The sequence below is a fragment of the Escherichia sp. MOD1-EC5990 genome (assembly GCF_002965285.1).
Lineage (GTDB): Bacteria > Pseudomonadota > Gammaproteobacteria > Enterobacterales > Enterobacteriaceae > Escherichia > Escherichia coli_F.
In genome coordinates this window covers 45955-65836 of sequence record NZ_PTRV01000014.1, presented here as the reverse complement: position 1 = coordinate 65836, position 19882 = coordinate 45955, and the positions used below count along the sequence as shown (strand labels likewise).

The window sequence follows — 19882 nt, the reverse complement described above, 5'->3', positions numbered from 1 at the left end:
CAACGTTTCTCGCTCATTTATTCTTGGGTTAATCCGTTATTTTACCCTTTTCCACGGTAAACATCTTCGAATTTTCGTCCGACATGTCTATTACGTGTTCAGCACTGATCGCGCTGACAAAGACCTGTGATTGCGTCGCTTTTAAGCGGCTGGCAAGCAGCCCGCGACGCTCATCATCAAGCTCAGAGGCAAAATCATCTATCAGGTAGAGACACCGCCGCCCGCTTTCACGGGTGAGGAACTCTCCTTGCGCCAGACGTAAGGCGCACATCAACAGCTTAAGCTGCCCACGCGATAAGGTATCTTCCACCGGCGCACCGTCGGCGCGAATGCGTAAGTCCGCTTTATGCGGACCGTGCGCGGTGTAGGTTAACTGGCGATCGCGTTCAAAATTACGTTCCAGCACCTCAGCATATTCTGTCTCTTTCTCCCAGCCGCGCTGAAAAGAGAAAGTCAGAGTAAACTCCGGGAGAAATTGCTTACAGGTATCGGCCATATCAGCGGCGATACCGGCGCTGTACTCGGCGCGCCAGGTACTGATTTGTTCTGCCAGCGGGATCAGTTCTTTGTCCCACGGGCGTAGCTGTTCATAACGAGTCACCTGGCGCAGTGCCGCATTGCGCTGCTTGAGTAATCGCTTGAGATTGCTCCAGGCGGTGAAAAATCCGGGTTCGTTGTGAAAGCATCCCCAGTCGAGGAAGGCTCTTCTGTATTTGGGGCCGCCGTTGAGTAAAGTAAACCCTTCTGGCGTTATCAGTTGCATCGGCATCAGATGCGCCAGCTCGGCGACCTTATGCCCGTCAGTACCGTCGATGCGGACTTTGCTGTCGCCCTGTTTATCTTTGGTTAGGCCAATCGCCGTCTCGCGCTCTTCGCCCTGTAAACGCCCGTGGAGAATAAACGCCTCCTGCTCGTGGCGAATAACACGACCAATCTGCAAACTGCGAAACGCCCGACCGTGGCCGAGCGTATAGATGGCTTCCAGCACGCTGGTTTTGCCACTGCCGTTGGCACCAACCAGAAAGTTAAAGCCGGGAGATAAAGCGAGATCCGCGGTTTCAATGTTGCGGAAATCGCGGATCAACAAGCGGGTGAGGGACATTACAGTCTCATTGGCATGACAACATAGGCAGCCGACTGTGATGCGGCATCTTCAATCTGCACACTGGAAACCGAATCGGTCAGCATCATGCGCACGTTTTCGCATTTCAGCGCGTTCAGAACATCCAGCACATAGCTGACGTTGAAGCCAATTTCCATCTCCGCACCGCTATAGGTAACGTCGAGGATCTCTTCCGCTTCTTCCTGTTCCGGGTTATTGGCGGTGATTTTCAGCTGATTTTCGCTGACATACAGTCGCACGCCGCGGAATTTCTCGTTGGAGAGGATCGCCGCACGAGCAAACGCCTGCTTGAGCAGATCGCAGCCTGCTTCCAGATGTTTGTCCGGGTTCTTTGGCAGAACACGGCGGTAATCCGGGAAGCGACCATCCACCAGTTTGGAAGTGAAGATAAAGTCGCCGACGTGGGCGCGAATGTTGTTGCTGCCAATTTGCACGCGCAGCGGATTGTCGCCGCCGTCGAGCATACGCATCAGTTCAATCACGCCTTTACGCGGCACGATCACCGAATGGCTTGGCAAAGACTGACCAATTGGCATGGAACAGACCGCCAGACGGTGACCGTCGGTCGCCACGGTACGCAGTTCTTCACCTTCGGTTTCGAACAGCATACCGTTTAAGTAATAGCGAACATCCTGATGCGCCATCGAAAACTGAGTCGCTTCAATCAGACGCTTCATCGTCGCCTGCGGCAGGGTAAATTCGACTTCGCTCTGCCAGTCATCGAGGTTCGGGAAATCTGCTGCTGGCAGGGTGGAAAGCGAAAAACGGCTACGCCCGGAACGCACCAGCATCCGCTCACCTTCCAGTTGCACGGCAATTTCCGCGCCTTCAGGCAGACCACGGCAGATATCAAAGAATTTGCGCGCCGGAACGGTCGTCGCCCCTGGTTCGTGCGGCTGAACCAGCGCAACACGTGCCACCATTTCCATCTCGAGATCGGTACCGGTCAGCGACAACGTACCGTCAGCAACCTGTAACAGCAGATTACCGAGAATCGGTAGCGTAGGACGACCACCTAACGGACCGCTCACCTGTTGTAGCGGTTTTAATAAATGCTCACGTTCTACGGTAAATTTCATAGGTTTACGATGACAATGTTCTGATTAAATTTGAAAAATCTTCTTTGATATCGTGGCTCTCTTCACGCAACTGCTCGATCTTCCGGCAAGCATGAAGCACCGTTGTGTGGTCACGACCACCAAACGCATCGCCAATCTCGGGCAGACTGTGGTTAGTCAACTCTTTCGCCAGCGCCATCGCCATCTGGCGCGGACGCGCCACCGAGCGGGATCGACGCTTGGAAAGGAGATCCGCAACTTTGATCTTGTAGTACTCTGCCACCGTCTTCTGAATATTGTCGATGGTGACCAGTTTTTCCTGCAATGCCAGCAAGTCGCGCAGCGCCTCACGCACGAAGTCGATGGTGATCGCCCGTCCGGTAAAGTTGGCGTTAGCAATGACGCGGTTCAACGCCCCTTCCAGCTCACGTACGTTAGAGCGTAGACGCTTGGCGATAAAGAACGCCACTTCGCCCGGCAAACGAATGTCGTTTTCGTCGGCCTTTTTCATCAGGATCGCCACGCGGGTTTCTAACTCTGGCGGTTCGATCGCCACAGTCAGTCCCCAACCGAAGCGGGATTTCAGACGATCCTCAACGCCGTTGATCTCTTTCGGATAGCGATCCGAGGTGAGAATGATCTGCTGGTTACCTTCCAGCAGGGCGTTAAAGGTGTGGAAAAACTCTTCCTGAGATCGTTCTTTATTAGCAAAAAACTGAATATCGTCGATCAGCAGTGCATCTACGGAACGGTAGTAGCGTTTAAACTCTTCGATCGCGTTGTTTTGCAGGGCTTTAACCATGTCCTGAACAAAGCGCTCGGAGTGCATATAAACCACTTTGGCATTCGGCTTACGCGCCATAATGCCGTTACCCACCGCATGCAGCAGGTGAGTTTTACCCAGCCCCGTGCCGCCATAAAGGAACAACGGGTTATAGGCACCGCCAGGGTTATCAGCCACCTGACGAGCCGCCGCGCGCGCCAGTTGGTTAGATTTACCTTCAACGAAGTTATCAAACGTGTGTTTGACGTTTACGTTAGAACGATAGGTCGGTTCTGCCGGAGCCGGGACGTTATCCCAACCGGAACGCGTAGAAGGCGCAACACGTTGCGGCTGCGCATGCGCCACCTGTGCTGGGGCCGCGACGTTGCTCGTCACTGCCGCTTGTGGCGTTTGTGTCACCGGTTTGGTGCCGACTTCAAAACGCAGCTGTGGGGCATCCGCTCCGCAGAAACTGGTTAGCAGTCCATTGATATTATTAAGGTACTTGTCCCGTACCCAATCGAGGACAAAACGGTTTGGCGCGTACAGGGCCAGCGTGTTATCGCTCAGTTCCGCCTGCAATGGGCGTATCCACATACTGAATTCTGTGGCTGGTAACTCATCCTGCAATCGGGCAAGACACTGCTGCCAAAGCGAAAGTGACACGGCGGACTCCACTCGAACAAAAGTCGATAATGACTAAGGCTGAAACATTCATGATTGTTGACGTACGTCGAAAAGACCCTGCTTGAGGGTGACGCACGAACCGCTGTCTGCGGTTATATGCCCGATCAAGATCCTGCTAAACGATCGGGACCGCGGATCATAGCCTAAACTGCGCAAGAGATCTTCTGTTTCTCACAGATTTTCCCGATTTATCCACAGGATGATCCAGAACTCGCTAAGTGTAAACGATCCTGCCGCGAGGCGGGCACGATTTACGCCGCATATTGGAAAATTTAATGACCATAGACAAAAATTGGCTTAATCGATCTAATAAAGATCCAGGACGATCCTTGCGCTTTACCCGTCAGCCCGTATAATCCTCCACCCGGCGCGCCATGCTGGTTTTCACTGGTGTGAGGCCGTACGTTTTCCCTGCGAAAAGGTGCGGAAAAGCGCGGTAAATAAGGAAAGAGAATTGACTCCGGAGTGTACAATTATTACAATCCGGCCTCTTTAATCACCCATGGCTTCGGTGTCCATCGTTTCATTTTTCGGCGGATATCCAATAAAGCCATTGAATTTATTCAAGTTTAGGTAGAAATCGCCATGAAACGCACTTTTCAACCGTCTGTACTGAAGCGCAACCGTTCTCACGGCTTCCGTGCTCGTATGGCTACTAAAAATGGTCGTCAGGTTCTGGCACGTCGTCGTGCTAAAGGCCGCGCTCGTCTGACCGTTTCTAAGTAATAAAGCTAACCCCTGAGTGGTTAAGCTCGCATTTCCCAGGGAGTTACGCTTGTTAACTCCCAGTCAATTCACATTCGTCTTCCAGCAGCCACAACGGGCTGGCACGCCGCAAATTACTATTCTCGGCCGCCTGAATTCGCTGGGGCATCCCCGTATCGGTCTTACAGTCGCCAAGAAAAACGTTCGACGCGCCCATGAACGCAATCGGATTAAACGTCTGACGCGTGAAAGCTTCCGTCTGCGCCAACATGAACTCCCGGCTATGGATTTCGTGGTGGTGGCGAAAAAAGGGGTTGCCGACCTCGATAACCGTGCTCTCTCGGAAGCGTTGGAAAAATTATGGCGCCGCCACTGTCGCCTGGCTCGCGGGTCCTGATAGCCCTCATTCGGGTCTATCAACGCCTGATTAGTCCGCTACTCGGGCCGCATTGTCGTTTCACTCCAACCTGTTCAAGCTACGGAATTGAGGCATTGCGCAGGTTTGGAGTGATAAAAGGCAGTTGGTTGACGGTGAAACGCGTATTAAAATGCCACCCTTTACACCCTGGTGGTGACGATCCCGTCCCGCCCGGACCATTTGATACCAGAGAACACTAACGATGGATTCGCAACGCAATCTTTTAGTCATCGCTTTGCTGTTCGTGTCTTTCATGATCTGGCAAGCCTGGGAGCAGGATAAAAACCCGCAACCTCAGGCCCAACAGACCACGCAGACAACGACCACCGCAGCGGGTAGCGCCGCCGACCAGGGCGTACCGGCCAGTGGCCAGGGGAAACTGATCTCGGTTAAGACCGACGTGCTTGATCTGACCATCAACACCCGTGGTGGTGATGTTGAGCAAGCTCTGCTGCCTGCTTACCCGAAAGAGCTGAACTCTACCCAGCCGTTCCAGCTGCTGGAAACTTCACCGCAGTTTATTTATCAGGCACAGAGCGGTCTGACCGGTCGTGATGGCCCGGATAATCCGGCTAACGGCCCGCGTCCGCTGTATAACGTTGAAAAAGACGCTTATGTGCTGGCTGAAGGTCAAAATGAACTGCAGGTGCCGATGACGTATACCGACGCGGCAGGCAACACGTTTACCAAAACGTTTGTCCTGAAACGTGGTGATTACGCTGTCAACGTCAACTACAACGTGCAGAACGCTGGCGAGAAACCGCTGGAGATCTCCACCTTTGGTCAGTTGAAGCAATCCATTACACTGCCACCGCATCTCGACACCGGAAGCAGCAACTTCGCACTGCACACCTTCCGTGGCGCGGCGTACTCCACGCCTGACGAGAAGTACGAGAAATATAAGTTCGATACCATTGCCGATAACGAAAACCTGAACATCTCTTCGAAAGGTGGTTGGGTGGCGATGCTGCAACAGTATTTCGCGACTGCGTGGATCCCGCATAACGACGGTACCAACAACTTCTACACCGCTAATCTGGGTAACGGCATCGCCGCTATCGGCTATAAATCTCAGCCGGTACTGGTTCAGCCTGGTCAGACTGGCGCAATGAACAGCACCCTGTGGGTTGGCCCTGAAATCCAGGACAAAATGGCAGCAGTTGCTCCGCACCTGGATCTGACCGTTGATTACGGTTGGTTGTGGTTCATCTCTCAGCCGCTGTTCAAACTGCTGAAATGGATCCATAGCTTTGTGGGTAACTGGGGCTTCTCCATTATCATCATCACCTTTATCGTTCGTGGCATCATGTACCCGCTGACCAAAGCGCAGTACACCTCCATGGCGAAGATGCGTATGCTGCAGCCGAAGATTCAGGCGATGCGTGAGCGTCTGGGCGATGACAAACAGCGTATCAGCCAGGAAATGATGGCGCTGTACAAAGCTGAGAAGGTTAACCCGCTGGGCGGCTGCTTCCCGCTGCTGATCCAGATGCCAATCTTCCTGGCGTTATACTACATGCTGATGGGTTCCGTTGAACTGCGTCAGGCACCGTTTGCACTGTGGATCCACGACCTGTCAGCACAGGACCCGTACTACATCCTGCCGATCCTGATGGGCGTAACGATGTTCTTCATTCAGAAGATGTCGCCGACCACAGTGACCGACCCGATGCAGCAGAAGATCATGACCTTTATGCCGGTCATCTTCACGGTGTTCTTCCTGTGGTTCCCATCAGGTCTGGTGCTGTACTATATCGTCAGCAACCTGGTTACCATTATTCAGCAGCAGCTGATTTACCGTGGTCTGGAAAAACGTGGCCTGCATAGCCGCGAGAAGAAAAAATCCTGATTCGGTGAGTTTTCGCTAAAATAAGGGCGGTCAGTTGACCGCCTTTTTTCTTTTCGTAGGGCGGATAAGCACCGCGCATCCGCCACACAAAGCAACAGGAACATCATGAGCGATAATGACACTATCGTAGCCCAGGCCACGCCTCCGGGACGTGGCGGCGTTGGCATCCTGCGCATCTCCGGCCTCAAAGCCCGTGAAGTTGCCGAAACCGTGCTGGGTAAACTGCCTAAGCCGCGCTACGCCGATTATCTTCCGTTTAAAGACGCCGATGGCAGCGTGCTCGATCAGGGGATTGCGCTATGGTTCCCTGGCCCGAACTCGTTCACCGGCGAAGATGTGCTGGAACTGCAAGGTCATGGCGGTCCGGTGATCCTCGACCTGCTGTTAAAACGCATTCTGACTATTCCCGGCCTACGGATTGCCCGTCCAGGTGAGTTTTCCGAACGCGCGTTTCTTAACGATAAACTCGATTTAGCCCAGGCCGAAGCGATTGCAGACCTTATCGACGCCAGCTCGGAACAGGCGGCGCGCTCAGCGCTAAACTCGCTACAAGGCGCGTTCTCCGCACGGGTTAACCATCTGGTGGAAGCCCTCACCCACTTGCGCATTTACGTCGAAGCGGCAATTGATTTCCCTGATGAAGAGATCGATTTCCTCTCCGACGGCAAAATTGAAGCCCAGCTCAATGACGTGATTGCCGATCTCGACGCAGTACGCGCCGAGGCTCGTCAGGGCAGCTTGTTGCGCGAAGGGATGAAAGTCGTCATTGCCGGGCGTCCAAACGCCGGTAAATCAAGCCTACTGAACGCGCTGGCGGGCCGTGAAGCGGCAATCGTGACTGATATCGCCGGAACCACGCGTGACGTACTGCGTGAGCATATCCACATTGACGGAATGCCGCTGCATATCATCGATACCGCCGGATTACGCGAAGCCAGTGACGAAGTGGAACGTATTGGTATCGAGCGCGCATGGCAGGAAATTGAACAGGCCGACCGTGTGCTGTTTATGGTTGATGGCACCACCACGGATGCCGTTGATCCAGCAGAGATCTGGCCGGAGTTTATCGCCCGTCTGCCAGCGAAACTGCCGATCACCGTGGTACGCAATAAAGCCGATATCACCGGCGAAACGTTGGGGATGAGCGAAGTGAACGGTCACGCGTTAATTCGTCTCTCGGCAAGGACTGGTGAAGGTGTGGACGTGCTGCGTAACCATCTCAAACAGAGCATGGGCTTTGACACCAACATGGAAGGCGGCTTCCTGGCGCGTCGTCGTCACCTACAGGCACTGGAACAGGCGGCAGAGCACCTGCAACAGGGTAAAGCGCAACTGTTAGGTGCCTGGGCGGGTGAACTGCTGGCGGAAGAGTTGCGCCTGGCGCAGCAGAACTTAAGCGAGATCACCGGGGAATTTACTTCAGACGACCTACTGGGGCGGATTTTCTCCAGCTTCTGTATTGGTAAGTGAGTCGTCTAAATTGATATAAAGGGCACTGTTCCGTTCTGGGGAAACTAACTATCAGAACGGAACAGCGCTTGTTTTTTATGAGCATCCTGCACCAAAACTGCATTTGCTACTGGCTGGAGCGACTTTAAACACCTTGCAGTCCTGTCTTTACAGAGAACGATATTGCTTTAACCTATTAAGCTCCTCTTGCGGAAAGTTAAATTCGTCTACTGCTTTCCAGAATAGTTCTTTAAGTACAGGATTGCCATTTGCCTGACTTATTACAGATTTACCTTCATTATTCTTTTCTTCCAGCTGCATCATCACATCTTTAAGGTAATTTTCATTTTCACCAACCACAATTTTGAATATTTTCAGCCAGAGTCCCATATGTATATCATCCCCGTTATTTACCACATGAGAGAATGGCTTGCCATCAAAGTCACGGGTAAACTGCTCCACAATTTCATCGAAAGTGAATCCGTGTTGCAACGCCAGGCGAATCGCCGCATTCAGATATACGTCAATGACCTGTTTACTCATTTTCTTAAAGCTTGCAATATGCAAAGAGCAGACGGCATTATTTCTGCTCAGCGACAGTAGTTCTCTCACCACATCTTTATCATTTTCATAATGGCTGGCTATCACATCAGCTGTCTCCATCCAGGCGGCAACAATCTCCGTATACCCTTTCACTATCGCAGAATATAAGCCTGATGCCTTCGTCCATTTGTCTGACTCCCCCGTCCATTTTTCTCTTGCAGCCATCAGTTTCAATATATCTTCTTTATTTATTTCATTTTTAAACATTTTGGCTTTTATATTGGCGAGCAATATATTAACAACATTATAATTATTGGTTTTAATAGCGCTATTTAAATCATAAGTTGAGCATATTTTTTTTCCTATATAAAGAAGTATTTCATTTTTATTTACCCCAAACTCTTTCTCAAAGTCATCTATCGCCAAGAACAATGCCTTGACACTTTCTTTTTTATTTTTTGATAACGCTACAGAAATCGCGCTCACACCACGGTTATCTTTCGCAAGGAGTAGAGTTTCCAGGTCTTCCCGGCTAAAGTTAAATTTTCGGGCCAACTCTTTTAAATTTGTTATATATTCATTAATCTTATTAAGATTATCGTGTTGCAGTGACATATATAACCCATATGTTCCCCCTGGTCCTTTAGCAGCAAGAATCTCAAGAACCTTTGATACTGTCATTTCTTGGGAATTTCTTAACTTATCGAAAAAAAGAACAATATTTTCATACGTCCCCATTTGCATTAATAGATATAATGCTGATGGTGATAATGGTGGTTGCAATTCATTTTCTATACCACTTAATAAATGGGCCTGCTCTCGAGGGAGATAAGGAATTATGCCTACACACTCGGAGCAAATCTCTGTTTTTACCCATTTTATATTCGCCAACTCAATATTTATAAATGATTGTAATGACCCAAAAGAATCACAGTTTTTTGCTTTATAGCGTACTGCAGTATTGGTTGCATTAGGATCATAAAAGGATACAACATATTCAGTTTCTCCGGCAGGCGTTTGTTTTATCCTCAAGCGGACGGCCATAGCATGTTTTTGAGATTTAACGATTGCCGCCATATGCGTTAACTTCTCTTTTTCCATTCTGTGAAAGAAGACAGATAATATCTCCCCGAACTTGTCACTAGCAACGACGCATGTACCTGGTGGTGGATTGTTTATTAGATTATCAAATTGCTGATCAAGCTCGTATGGAAAATGTTGCTGTATCCCTTCTGGAGTTGAATAGCATTCCTTCAATGGAACTTTACCTGTATTTTCATTCATTGAATCTATACAATACTGCAGAGAAATATGCCTGCACACGACTAAATCTTCTGGTTTTTCATTAAAATAAACCTTACAGTTATAATCTACAATATCATATTTACTATTAGCTTTTTTCTGCTCTTTAGTAAAACTCTCATCATCTGCGTTCGTATGAGAGCGAATAAAAATATCTTTGAGGGATGTTGTAAGCGCAGGCGGTACAAAAATCTGTGTAGCATACTTTCCTTCAGCATCCCCCACAGTTACAATCATACTTTCAGGGTCTTGCTCAGATGTTGAGACAATAATAATAAGTCCACCACCGATAAAAACCCATGGTTCAATCTCACTGCTATTATTAACAAAATTACTTAATGAACCCGCTTTTTCAAGTGAATAAACTGAAGGATTTTTAAGATACGACACTATATCGTCAACGATTAATTGAGTTTTATTTTTTCCTCCATCCAAATCAGGTATGAAAGAAGAAGATTGTACACATACTCTGCCAACAGTTACGTTATCAACCATTTCCTTTCTCCTCATTCATATGAAAGTTGTAGTAATAATAAGGTTACTATTTAAATATCAACTATCAAATTTCGCTCATTTATAGAGTTATTCGTCTTTTTACGTCATTTCCCTATAAGGTCATCGACCTGGTAATGAGGTGAGTAAACCGCGACACGTCAACGTGGGAAAAAGCTCCTTGTAATGGTATCCCTATAATCAATGCCATCACCTTCAACAATAATGATAAAAATTAAAAAATTATCCACCCACGGATTTATGTTAATATTCCGTATGCGCCAGCTCCCACAAACACAGCCAATAACTAATTGTGATTCGATTCACATTTAAACAATTTCAGCATAGACAAATTTCTTGAGTATTATACTGTAGCCTTGTCTCTTTCGAGGATAAGTGCATTATGAATATCTTACATATATGTGTGACCTCAAAATGGTTTAATATTGACAACAAGATTGTCGATCACCGCCCTTGATTTGCCCTTCTGTAGCCATCACCAGAGCCAAACCGATTAGATTCAATGTGATCTATTTGTTTGCTATATCTTAATTTTGCCTTTTGCAAAGGCTGTCTCTCATTTATTTACTTGTTTTAGTAAATGATGGTCTTGGCATATATAACTGGCGAATTAATAGATATTGCAAATATCATATTCACAGGGATCACTGTAATTAAAATAAATGAAGGATTATGTAATGGAAAACTTTAAACATCTCCCTGAACCGTTCCGCATTCGTGTTATTGAGCCAGTAAAACGTACCACTCGCGCTTATCGTGAAGAGGCAATTATTAAATCCGGTATGAACCCGTTCTTGCTGGATAGCGAAGATGTGTTTATCGATTTACTGACCGACAGCGGCACCGGGGCGGTGACGCAGAGTATGCAGGCCGCGATGATGCGCGGCGACGAAGCTTACAGTGGCAGCCGCAGCTACTATGCGTTAGCCGAGTCAGTGAAAAATATCTTTGGTTATCAATACACCATTCCGACTCACCAGGGCCGTGGTGCAGAGCAAATCTATATTCCAGTTCTGATTAAAAAACGCGAGCAGGAAAAGGGCCTGGATCGCAGCAAAATGGTGGCGTTCTCTAACTATTTCTTTGATACCACGCAGGGCCATAGCCAGATCAACGGCTGTACCGTGCGTAACGTCTATATCAAAGAAGCCTTCGATACGGGCGTGCGTTACGACTTTAAAGGCAACTTTGACCTTGAGGGATTAGAACGCGGTATTGAAGAAGTTGGCCCGAATAACGTGCCGTATATCGTTGCAACCATCACCAGTAACTCCGCAGGTGGTCAGCCGGTTTCACTGGCAAACTTAAAAGCGATGTACAGCATCGCGAAGAAATACGATATTCCGGTGGTAATGGACTCCGCGCGCTTTGCCGAAAACGCCTATTTCATCAAGCAGCGTGAAGCAGAATACAAAGACTGGACCATCGAGCAGATCACCCGCGAAACCTACAAATATGCCGATATGCTGGCGATGTCCGCCAAGAAAGATGCAATGGTGCCGATGGGCGGCTTGCTGTGCATGAAAGACGACAGCTTCTTTGATGTGTATACCGAATGCAGAACCCTTTGCGTGGTACAGGAAGGCTTCCCGACATATGGCGGCCTGGAAGGCGGTGCGATGGAGCGTCTGGCGGTAGGTCTGTATGACGGCATGAATCTGGACTGGCTGGCTTATCGTATCGCGCAGGTACAGTATCTGGTCGATGGTCTGGAAGAGATTGGCGTTGTCTGCCAGCAGGCGGGCGGTCACGCGGCATTCGTTGATGCAGGTAAACTGTTGCCGCATATCCCGGCAGATCAGTTCCCGGCACAGGCGCTGGCCTGCGAGCTGTATAAAGTCGCCGGTATCCGTGCGGTAGAAATTGGTTCTTTCCTGTTAGGCCGCGATCCGAAAACCGGTAAACAGTTGCCGTGCCCGGCTGAACTGCTGCGTTTAACCATTCCGCGCGCAACATATACTCAAACACATATGGACTTCATTATTGAAGCCTTCAAACATGTGAAAGAGAACGCGGCGAATATTAAAGGTTTAACCTTTACCTATGAGCCAAAAGTATTGCGTCACTTCACCGCAAAACTGAAAGAAGTTTAATTAATACATTCAGAGTGGCTATAAGGATGTTAGCCACTCTAACTCCCTACATCTTCAATAACAAAAATAGCCTTCCTCTAAAGGTGGCATCATGACTGATCAAGCTGAAAAAAAGCACTCTGCATTTTGGGGTGTTATGGTTATAGCAGGTACAGTAATCGGTGGAGGTATGTTTGCTTTACCTGTTGATCTTGCCGGTGCCTGGTTTTTCTGGGGTGCCTTTATCCTTATCATTGCCTGGTTTTCAATGCTTCATTCCGGGTTATTATTATTAGAAGCAAATTTAAATTATCCCGTCGGCTCCAGTTTTAACACCATCACCAAAGATTTAATCGGTAACACCTGGAACATTATCAGCGGTATTACCGTTGCCTTCGTTCTCTATATCCTCACTTATGCCTATATCTCTGCTAATGGTGCGATCATTAGTGAAACGATATCAATGAATTTGGGTTATCACGCTAATCCACGTATTGTCGGGATCTGCACAGCCATTTTCGTTGCCAGCGTATTGTGGATAAGCTCGTTAGCCGCCAGCCGTATTACCTCGTTGTTCCTCGGGCTGAAGATTATCTCCTTTGTGATCGTGTTTGGTTCTTTCTTCTTCCAGGTCGATTACTCCATTCTGCGCGATGCCACCAGCACCACTGCGGGAACGTCTTACTTCCCGTATATCTTTATGGCTTTGCCGGTGTGTCTGGCGTCATTTGGTTTCCACGGCAATATTCCCAGCCTGATTATTTGCTATGGCAAACGCAAAGATAAGCTAATCAAAAGTGTGGTTTTTGGTTCGCTGCTGGCGCTGGTGATTTATCTCTTCTGGCTCTATTGCACGATGGGGAATATTCCGCGAGAAAGCTTTAAGGCGATTATCTCCTCAGGCGGCAACGTTGATTCGCTGGTGAAATCGTTCCTCGGCACCAAACAGCACGGCATTATCGAGTTTTGCCTGCTGGTGTTCTCTAACTTAGCTGTCGCCAGCTCGTTTTTTGGTGTCACGCTGGGGTTGTTCGATTATCTGGCGGATCTGTTTAAGATTGATAACTCCCACGGCGGGCGTTTCAAAACCGTGCTGTTAACCTTCCTGCCACCTGCTTTGTTATATCTCGTCTTCCCAAACGGCTTTATTTACGGGATCGGCGGTGCCGGGTTGTGCGCCACCATCTGGGCAGTCATTATCCCCGCGGTGCTGGCAATCAAAGCTCGCAAGAAGTTTCCCAACCAGATGTTCACGGTCTGGGGCGGCAATCTTATTCCGGCGATTGTCATTCTCTTTGGTATAACCGTAATTTTATGCTGGTTCGGTAACGTCTTTAATGTGTTACCTAAATTTGGCTAATCCGTTTAAGAAGCCAGCGAAATAGCTGGCTTCTTGCCTGTCAGGAAATCACTTATGTCCAAATGGCAACTCGCCTGATTCTCCTTCACCACGTATGCTTTGCGTCACCTTACTATCAGGACGCTTTAGCCCATGTCCCGCTTTTTGATTTGTAGTTTTGCCCTGGTTTTACTTTATCCCGCCGGGATTGATATGTACCTCGTTGGTTTACCGCGCATCGCCGCCGATCTCAATGCCAGCGAAGCGCAGTTGCATATTGCGTTCTCCGTTTATCTGGCAGGTATGGCAGCAGCGATGTTATTTGCCGGTAAAGTGGCCGATCGTTCAGGGAGAAAGCCTGTCGCCATACCCGGCGCGGCGCTATTTATTATCGCCTCGGTGTTCTGTTCACTGGCTGAAACCAGCACGTTATTTCTTGCAGGGCGATTTCTACAGGGGTTAGGCGCAGGCTGTTGTTACGTGGTGGCGTTCGCCATTTTACGTGACACACTGGATGATCGACGTCGGGCAAAAGTGCTGTCATTACTCAACGGTATTACCTGCATCATTCCGGTGTTAGCGCCAGTGCTCGGACACCTGATTATGCTTAAATTCCCGTGGCAGAGTCTGTTCTGGACGATGGCAACGATGGGCATCGCAGTACTGATGTTGTCTTTGTTTATTTTAAAAGAAACGCGCCCTGCCGCCCCCGCAGCTTCTGACAAACCACGAGAAAATAGCGAGTCGCTGCTTAACCGGTTTTTCCTCAGCCGTGTTGTTATCACCACCCTCAGCGTTTCGGTGATCCTCACCTTCGTGAATACGTCGCCGGTATTGCTGATGGAAATCATGGGTTTTGAGCGCGGAGAATACGCCACCATAATGGCGTTGACCGCAGGGGTCAGCATGACCGTTTCATTCTCCACGCCATTTGCACTGGGGATCTTTAAGCCACGTACGTTGATGATCACCTCACAGGTGTTATTTCTGGCGGCAGGTATCACTCTTGCAGTTTCACCTTCCCATGCGGTTTCTCTGTTTGGTATCACGCTGATTTGCGCCGGTTTCTCGGTAGGTTTTGGCGTAGCGATGAGTCAGGCGTTAGGGCCGTTTTCATTACGCGCGGGCGTAGCCAGCTCGACCTTAGGTATTGCGCAAGTTTGCGGTTCGTCACTGTGGATTTGGCTGGCAGCGGTGGTTGGTATCGGCGCATGGAATATGCTGATCGGGATTCTGATTGCCTGTAGCATAGTGAGCCTGTTGCTGATTATGTTCGTCGCGCCTGGACGCCCCGTTGCCGCTCATGAAGAAATCCATCACCACGCTTGATCTCAATTTACTGCTCTGCCTGCAACTGCTGATGCAGGAACGCAGCGTGACCAAAGCGGCTAAGCGGATGAACGTGACGCCTTCGGCGGTGAGTAAGTCTCTGGCAAAACTTAGAATGTGGTTTGATGACCCGCTCTTTGTGAACTCACCGCTGGGCCTGTCGCCCACACCGCTAATGGTCAGCATGGAGCAAAATCTGGCGGAGTGGATGCAAATGAGCAATCTGCTGCTGGATAAACCGCACCACCAAACGCCGCGCGGTCTTAAGTTTGAACTGGCGGCGGAATCGCCGCTGATGATGATCATGTTCAATACGCTGACTAAGCAGATCTACCAGCGTTACCCCCAGGCGACGATCAAATTGCGCAACTGGGATTATGATTCACTGGATGCGATTACCCGTGGCGAAGTGGATATTGGTTTTTCCGGTCGCGAAAGCCATCCCCGTTCGCGGGAGCTGCTAAGTTCGCTGCCATTAGCCATTGATTATGAAGTACTGTTTAGGGATGTGCCCTGCGTCTGGTTGCGCAAAGATCATCCAGCACTGCATGAAGCGTGGGATCTGGATACCTTTTTACGTTACCCACATATCAGCATTTGCTGGGAACAGAGCGATACCTGGGCGCTGGACAATGTGTTACAGGAGCTGGGGCGCGAACGCACGATTGCTATGAGTTTGCCGGAATTCGAGCAGTCACTGTTTATGGCAGCGCAGCCCGACAATCTGCTACTGGCGACCGCACCACGCTACTGTCAGTACTACAATCAACTCCACCAACTGCCGTTAGTTGCTCTACCTCTCCCGTTTGACGAAAGCCAGCAAAAAAAGTTGGAAGTCCCTTTTACCCTACTGTGGCATAAACGGAACAGCCATAATCCGAAGATCGTCTGGTTACGGGAAACCATTAAAAATCTTTACGCGTCGATGGCATAACCGAATCGTATGAAACGCAACCCTATTTCACAATAAAATGTAAAATAGTTGTAATAAGATTGTCTGAATCGAACTTTTAGCTGCTTTAGTCTGTCCATCATTCCAGTAAATGATTACTCTTGTATTCATAATGGACCATTAAGCATGGAGCGAAAAATGGCGACTCACTTTGCCCGAGGGATTTTAACGGAAGGACATCTGATTTCTGTTCGTCTCTCCTCCCAGTGTCATCAAGAAGCCCGAAATATTCCCCCTCATCGTCAAAGCCGTTTCCTGGCGTCCAGAGGTTTACTCGCAGAACTGATGTTCATGCTGTATGGCATCGGCGAATTACCGGAAATCGTCACCCTGCCGAAAGGAAAACCGGTTTTCAGTGATAAAAATTTGCCCTCGTTTTCTATTTCCTATGCCGGGAATATGGTTGGCGTGGCGCTAACAACCGAAGGTGAATGTGGCCTCGATATGGAACTGCAGCGTGCGACGCGCGGGTTTCATAGCCCACACGCGCTCGATAACCACACCTTTTCCAGCAATGAATCGCTATGGATCAGTAAACAAAACGATCCTAACGAAGCGCGGGCGCAACTCATCACGTTGCGCCGAAGCGTGCTAAAACTAACCGGTGATGTTTTGAATGACGATCCGCGCGATCTGCAGCTGCTGCCCATTGCCGGACGCCTGAAATGTGCTCATGTAAATCATGTAGAAGCGTTATGCGACGCGGAGGACGTGCTGGTGTGGTCCGTGGCGGTCACGCCCACAATTGAAAAGCTCAGTGTCTGGGAGTTAGATGGCAAACGCGGCTGGAAAAGCCTGCCGGATATTCACAGCCGCGCCAACAATCCTACCAGCAGGATGATGCGTTTTGCCCAACTCTCTACCATGAAGTCTTTTTCGCCAAATTGATAGACAACCACAGGAGTCATCATGTCTGAAAAATTGAAGGTGGTTACGTTACTGGGAAGCCTGCGCAAAGGCTCATTTAATGGCATGGTTGCACGTACCCTGCCGAAAATTGCTCCTGCTAGCATGGAAATCAATGCATTACCTTCCATTGCCGACATTCCCCTGTATGACGCTGATGTACAGCAGGAAGAAGGTTTTCCCGCAACGGTAGAAGCTATGGCGGAGCAGATCCGTCAGGCTGACGGTGTGGTGATCGTCACGCCGGAATATAACTACTCGGTACCGGGCGGGCTGAAAAATGCCATCGACTGGCTTTCCCGCCTGCCGGATCAACCTCTGGCTGGTAAACCGGTGTTGATTCAGACCAGCTCAATGGGCGTGATTGGCGGCGCGCGCTGTCAGTATCATCTGCGCCAGATTCTGGTTTTTCTCGATGCAATGGTGATGAACAAGCCTGAATTTATGGGCGGCGTGATTCAGAACAAAGTTGATCCGCAAACCGGAGAAGTGATTGATCAGGGTACGCTTGACCACCTGACCGGGCAATTAACCGCATTTGGTGAGTTTATTCAGCGAGTTAAGATCTAAATAAAAAACCCGCCAGCAATCATGCATGGCGGGTTTTTAACGCGCTATCGATTTTAGTGAGCGTCGATAAACACAATCTTCAGGATAAACAGCAGCGCCACCACAACCACACACGGGCTAAGATCGCGCAGACGTCCGGTGCCGATTTTCATCACGCAGTAGGAGATAAAGCCCAGTGCGATACCTTCGGTAATCGAGAAGCTGAACGGCATCATCACGGCGGTAATAAACGCTGGAACGGATTCGGTAAGATCCTGCCAATTCACGCGAGCAAGACTTGAGGTCATCAGCACACCAACGTAGATCAACGCACCAGCTGCAGCGTAGCCAGGCACCATCCCCGCCAGCGGCGACAGGAAGATAACCAGCAGGAACAGCAAGCCGACAACAACTGCCGTCAGACCGGTGCGACCACCAACAGAAACGCCGGAAGAGGACTCAATATACGCTGTAACAGAAGAAGTACCGATAAACGAACCTGTCACGGAAGAGATACTGTCGACATACAGCGCCTGCTTCATGCGCGGGAATTTACCTTTCTCATCCGCCAGCCCTGCTTTATCGGTCACGCCAATCAGCGTACCGGAGGAGTCAAACAGGTTGACCAGCATGAAAGAGAAAATCACCCCTGCCAAACCGAGATTAAACGAACCGGCTAAATCGACATGACCCACTACTGTCATTACGCTCGGTGGCGCAGACACGATGCCGTTGTAGTGCACATCACCCAGCATCCAGCCCAGCAGCGTCGTCACCACAATAGAAACCAGCACCGCCGCGTGAATATTGCGCGAGGCCAGAATAGCGATGATGAAGAAGCCGAGGATACCCAGCAGCACGCTGTGAGAAGTCAGGTTACCGATGCTCACCAGCGTTTCGGGATTCGCGACAATCACGCCCGCGTTTTTCAGCCCCATCATGCCAATGAACAGGCCGATACCGCTGGTGATGCCCACACGCAGACTTACCGGAATGTTAGCAATCATCCAGTAGCGAATGCGGAAAACTGTCAGTAACAATAGACCAATCGCGCCCCAGAAGATTGCGCCCATCCCGACCTGCCACGGCAAGCCCATCGCCTGTACAACCACAAAAGCGAAGAATGCGTTCAGGCCCATTGCTGGTGCCAGTGCAACTGGCAGATTAGCAAACAGTCCCATCAGAATGCTGCCAAATGCAGCAATCAGACAAGTGGTGACGAAGACGGCGCTGGTGTCCATGCCAGCAACGCCAAGAATTTGCGGGTTAACAAAAACGATGTAAACCATCGTCAGGAAGGTGGTAAAACCGGCGATCACTTCGGTCCGAGCCGTCGTGCCATGTTCGCGCAGTTTAAACACGCGTTCCAGCATCCCCTGACCAGAAGCCTGGGTTGTGTGTTGTTGACTCATTATCTATTTCCGAACTAAGGAGGGAAAATCCGTCGCTATCGTATACCAAAATGAGACAATATGGACGGCTGAAGTTAACTTTTTTTCATTGTATTTGCTTATACGGCAACGATTGCGTTGTGCAAATTTGCATGACGAAAACGTTAAACTAATGATAAAGGAAAGACATGTCCCAGATAGAAGCGGTATTTTTCGACTGCGATGGTACGCTGGTCGATAGCGAGGTCATTTGCTCTCGCGCCTATGTCACGATGTTCAGGGAATTTGGCATTAACGTTGACCTGGAAGAGATTTTTACCCGTTTTAAAGGCGTAAAACTCTATGAAATCATCGATATCATCAGTAAAGAGCAGGGCGTGACGATGGTCCAGGCCGATGCAGAGCACGTTTACCGCGCAGAAGTCACCCGCCTGTTTGATAGCGAACTAGAGGTCATCGCGGGAGCGAACGAATTGCTGGCGAGCGTTAACGTGCCGATGTGCGTAGTTTCTAATGGCCCGGTGAGCAAAATGCAGCATTCGCTTGGTAAGCTCAATATGCTGCACTACTTCCCGGAAAAACTGTTCAGCGGCTACGATATCCAGCGTTGGAAGCCCGATCCGGCATTAATGTTCCATGCGGCAAAAGCGATGAATGTGAACGTTGAAAACTGCATTCTGGTCGATGACTCCAGCGCCGGTGCGCAGTCAGGGATAGATGCCGGTATGGAAGTGTTTTACTTCTGCGCTGACCCGCACAATAAGCCGATCGTTCACCCGAAAGTCACCACCTTTACCGAGCTGGCGCAACTGCCTGCGCTCTGGAAGGCACGCGGCTGGGATATAGCGCGTTAATTGCTCCGAACTTTAACGCTTACACATCAGTCACGCTGGTTTGAGATAAAGACTACCAAGTGTCTGATGAGTAAGCGTAT

Annotated in this window: 19 protein-coding genes; 14 read left to right on the top strand and 5 right to left on the bottom strand. The window is 49.6% G+C overall.

Features of this window, described 5'->3' with window-relative positions; all coding sequences use genetic code 11:
* Positions 1-28: 28 nt before the first annotated feature.
* Genes recF through dnaA form a run of 3 tightly spaced genes read right to left on the bottom strand, consistent with a single transcriptional unit; the run spans position 29 to position 3610 of the window.
* Positions 29-1102 (bottom strand): DNA replication/repair protein RecF, encoded by a 1074-nt coding sequence (recF, locus tag BEB42_RS16790; RefSeq protein ID WP_000060098.1) that lies wholly within the window; start codon positions 1100-1102, stop codon positions 29-31.
* The gene (gene dnaN, locus BEB42_RS16785; RefSeq protein ID WP_000673464.1) at positions 1102-2202 is read right to left on the bottom strand and encodes a DNA polymerase III subunit beta; all 1101 of its coding nucleotides are present in this window, start codon (positions 2200-2202) and stop codon (positions 1102-1104) included. The genes recF and dnaN overlap by 1 nt, the downstream gene beginning before the upstream one ends.
* Positions 2203-2206: 4 nt before the next feature.
* Complete coding sequence (gene dnaA / locus BEB42_RS16780; protein WP_000059102.1) at positions 2207-3610, bottom strand: chromosomal replication initiator protein DnaA; 1404 nt, start codon at positions 3608-3610, stop codon at positions 2207-2209.
* Between the two features lie 296 nt (positions 3611-3906).
* Between dnaA and BEB42_RS26295 the strand changes: the two genes are divergently transcribed.
* From BEB42_RS26295 to mnmE, 6 genes are all read left to right on the top strand, one after another.
* Positions 3907-3987 (top strand): hypothetical protein, encoded by an 81-nt coding sequence (locus BEB42_RS26295; RefSeq protein WP_122134670.1) that lies wholly within the window; start codon positions 3907-3909, stop codon positions 3985-3987.
* 229 nt (positions 3988-4216) lie between these two features.
* Entirely contained in the window at positions 4217-4357 is a 141-nt protein-coding gene (gene rpmH, locus BEB42_RS16770; protein WP_000831330.1) for a 50S ribosomal protein L34, read from the top strand.
* Between the two features lie 16 nt (positions 4358-4373).
* Positions 4374-4733, top strand: a complete 360-nt coding sequence (gene rnpA, locus BEB42_RS16765) for a ribonuclease P protein component (protein WP_000239730.1) — start codon at positions 4374-4376, stop codon at positions 4731-4733.
* Entirely contained in the window at positions 4697-4954 is a 258-nt protein-coding gene (yidD, locus tag BEB42_RS16760; protein WP_001307474.1) for a membrane protein insertion efficiency factor YidD, read from the top strand. Before rnpA ends, yidD begins: the two co-directional genes overlap by 37 nt.
* A gap of 2 nt (positions 4955-4956) precedes the next feature.
* Entirely contained in the window at positions 4957-6603 is a 1647-nt protein-coding gene (yidC, locus tag BEB42_RS16755) for a membrane protein insertase YidC (RefSeq protein WP_000378258.1), read from the top strand.
* Between the two features lie 105 nt (positions 6604-6708).
* Positions 6709-8073 (top strand): tRNA uridine-5-carboxymethylaminomethyl(34) synthesis GTPase MnmE, encoded by a 1365-nt coding sequence (gene mnmE, locus BEB42_RS16750; RefSeq protein ID WP_001282361.1) that lies wholly within the window; start codon positions 6709-6711, stop codon positions 8071-8073.
* A gap of 147 nt (positions 8074-8220) precedes the next feature.
* Here the strand turns inward: mnmE and BEB42_RS16745 are convergent, their stop codons facing one another.
* Entirely contained in the window at positions 8221-10392 is a 2172-nt protein-coding gene (locus BEB42_RS16745) for a ShET2/EspL2 family type III secretion system effector toxin (protein WP_000228226.1), read from the bottom strand.
* A 400-nt stretch (positions 10393-10792) separates the two neighbouring features.
* Here BEB42_RS16745 and tnaC point away from each other — a divergent pair, with 400 nt between their 5' ends.
* From tnaC to yieF, 7 genes are all read left to right on the top strand, one after another.
* Positions 10793-10867: a tryptophanase leader peptide gene (tnaC, locus tag BEB42_RS16740; RefSeq protein ID WP_001364348.1), complete on the top strand. Its 75-nt coding sequence runs from the start codon at positions 10793-10795 to the stop codon at positions 10865-10867.
* A gap of 220 nt (positions 10868-11087) precedes the next feature.
* The gene (tnaA, locus tag BEB42_RS16735) at positions 11088-12503 is read left to right on the top strand and encodes a tryptophanase (protein WP_001295247.1); all 1416 of its coding nucleotides are present in this window, start codon (positions 11088-11090) and stop codon (positions 12501-12503) included.
* A 91-nt stretch (positions 12504-12594) separates the two neighbouring features.
* The gene (tnaB, locus tag BEB42_RS16730) at positions 12595-13842 is read left to right on the top strand and encodes a low affinity tryptophan permease TnaB (RefSeq protein WP_000131914.1); all 1248 of its coding nucleotides are present in this window, start codon (positions 12595-12597) and stop codon (positions 13840-13842) included.
* A 132-nt stretch (positions 13843-13974) separates the two neighbouring features.
* Entirely contained in the window at positions 13975-15150 is a 1176-nt protein-coding gene (gene mdtL / locus BEB42_RS16725; RefSeq protein WP_000086006.1) for a multidrug efflux MFS transporter MdtL, read from the top strand.
* Positions 15125-16084 carry an HTH-type transcriptional regulator YidZ gene (yidZ, locus tag BEB42_RS16720; protein WP_001353553.1) on the top strand — a complete coding sequence of 320 codons (960 nt, stop codon included), beginning with the start codon at positions 15125-15127 and terminating at the stop codon, positions 16082-16084. The genes mdtL and yidZ overlap by 26 nt, the downstream gene beginning before the upstream one ends.
* A 156-nt stretch (positions 16085-16240) precedes the next feature.
* Entirely contained in the window at positions 16241-16990 is a 750-nt protein-coding gene (locus tag BEB42_RS16715; RefSeq protein WP_001355068.1) for a 4'-phosphopantetheinyl transferase family protein, read from the top strand.
* 21 nt (positions 16991-17011) lie between these two features.
* On the top strand, positions 17012-17578 hold the full coding sequence (yieF, locus tag BEB42_RS16710) for a class I chromate reductase YieF (protein ID WP_001291118.1): 567 nt from the start codon (positions 17012-17014) through the stop codon (positions 17576-17578).
* A gap of 53 nt (positions 17579-17631) precedes the next feature.
* Here yieF and adeP read toward each other — a convergent pair whose 3' ends face one another.
* Positions 17632-18969, bottom strand: a complete 1338-nt coding sequence (gene adeP / locus BEB42_RS16705; RefSeq protein ID WP_001353551.1) for an adenine permease AdeP — start codon at positions 18967-18969, stop codon at positions 17632-17634.
* Positions 18970-19136: 167 nt separating this feature from the next.
* On the opposite strand from adeP, the gene yieH reads away from it, so the two are divergent.
* Complete coding sequence (gene yieH, locus BEB42_RS16700) at positions 19137-19802, top strand: 6-phosphogluconate phosphatase (RefSeq protein ID WP_000078074.1); 666 nt, start codon at positions 19137-19139, stop codon at positions 19800-19802.
* Positions 19803-19882 lie beyond the last annotated feature (80 nt).

What these genes read in the sequence shown, in the direction of transcription:
- mdtL (WP_000086006.1), top strand. Translation starts at nt 13,975, where the DNA reads ATGTCCCGCTTTTTGATTTGTAGTTTTGCCCTGGTTTTACTTTATCCC.
- rpmH (WP_000831330.1), top strand. Translation starts at nt 4,217, where the DNA reads ATGAAACGCACTTTTCAACCGTCTGTACTGAAGCGCAACCGTTCTCAC.
- yidZ (WP_001353553.1), top strand. Translation starts at nt 15,125, where the DNA reads ATGAAGAAATCCATCACCACGCTTGATCTCAATTTACTGCTCTGCCTG.
- tnaA (WP_001295247.1), top strand. Translation starts at nt 11,088, where the DNA reads ATGGAAAACTTTAAACATCTCCCTGAACCGTTCCGCATTCGTGTTATT.
- yieH (WP_000078074.1), top strand. Translation starts at nt 19,137, where the DNA reads ATGTCCCAGATAGAAGCGGTATTTTTCGACTGCGATGGTACGCTGGTC.
- BEB42_RS26295 (WP_122134670.1), top strand. Translation starts at nt 3,907, where the DNA reads ATGACCATAGACAAAAATTGGCTTAATCGATCTAATAAAGATCCAGGA.
- adeP (WP_001353551.1), bottom strand. Translation starts at nt 18,969, where the DNA reads ATGAGTCAACAACACACAACCCAGGCTTCTGGTCAGGGGATGCTGGAA.
- yieF (WP_001291118.1), top strand. Translation starts at nt 17,012, where the DNA reads ATGTCTGAAAAATTGAAGGTGGTTACGTTACTGGGAAGCCTGCGCAAA.
- tnaB (WP_000131914.1), top strand. Translation starts at nt 12,595, where the DNA reads ATGACTGATCAAGCTGAAAAAAAGCACTCTGCATTTTGGGGTGTTATG.
- yidC (WP_000378258.1), top strand. Translation starts at nt 4,957, where the DNA reads ATGGATTCGCAACGCAATCTTTTAGTCATCGCTTTGCTGTTCGTGTCT.
- mnmE (WP_001282361.1), top strand. Translation starts at nt 6,709, where the DNA reads ATGAGCGATAATGACACTATCGTAGCCCAGGCCACGCCTCCGGGACGT.
- recF (WP_000060098.1), bottom strand. Translation starts at nt 1,102, where the DNA reads ATGTCCCTCACCCGCTTGTTGATCCGCGATTTCCGCAACATTGAAACC.
- yidD (WP_001307474.1), top strand. Translation starts at nt 4,697, where the DNA reads ATGGCGCCGCCACTGTCGCCTGGCTCGCGGGTCCTGATAGCCCTCATT.
- dnaN (WP_000673464.1), bottom strand. Translation starts at nt 2,202, where the DNA reads ATGAAATTTACCGTAGAACGTGAGCATTTATTAAAACCGCTACAACAG.
- BEB42_RS16715 (WP_001355068.1), top strand. Translation starts at nt 16,241, where the DNA reads ATGGCGACTCACTTTGCCCGAGGGATTTTAACGGAAGGACATCTGATT.
- BEB42_RS16745 (WP_000228226.1), bottom strand. Translation starts at nt 10,392, where the DNA reads ATGGTTGATAACGTAACTGTTGGCAGAGTATGTGTACAATCTTCTTCT.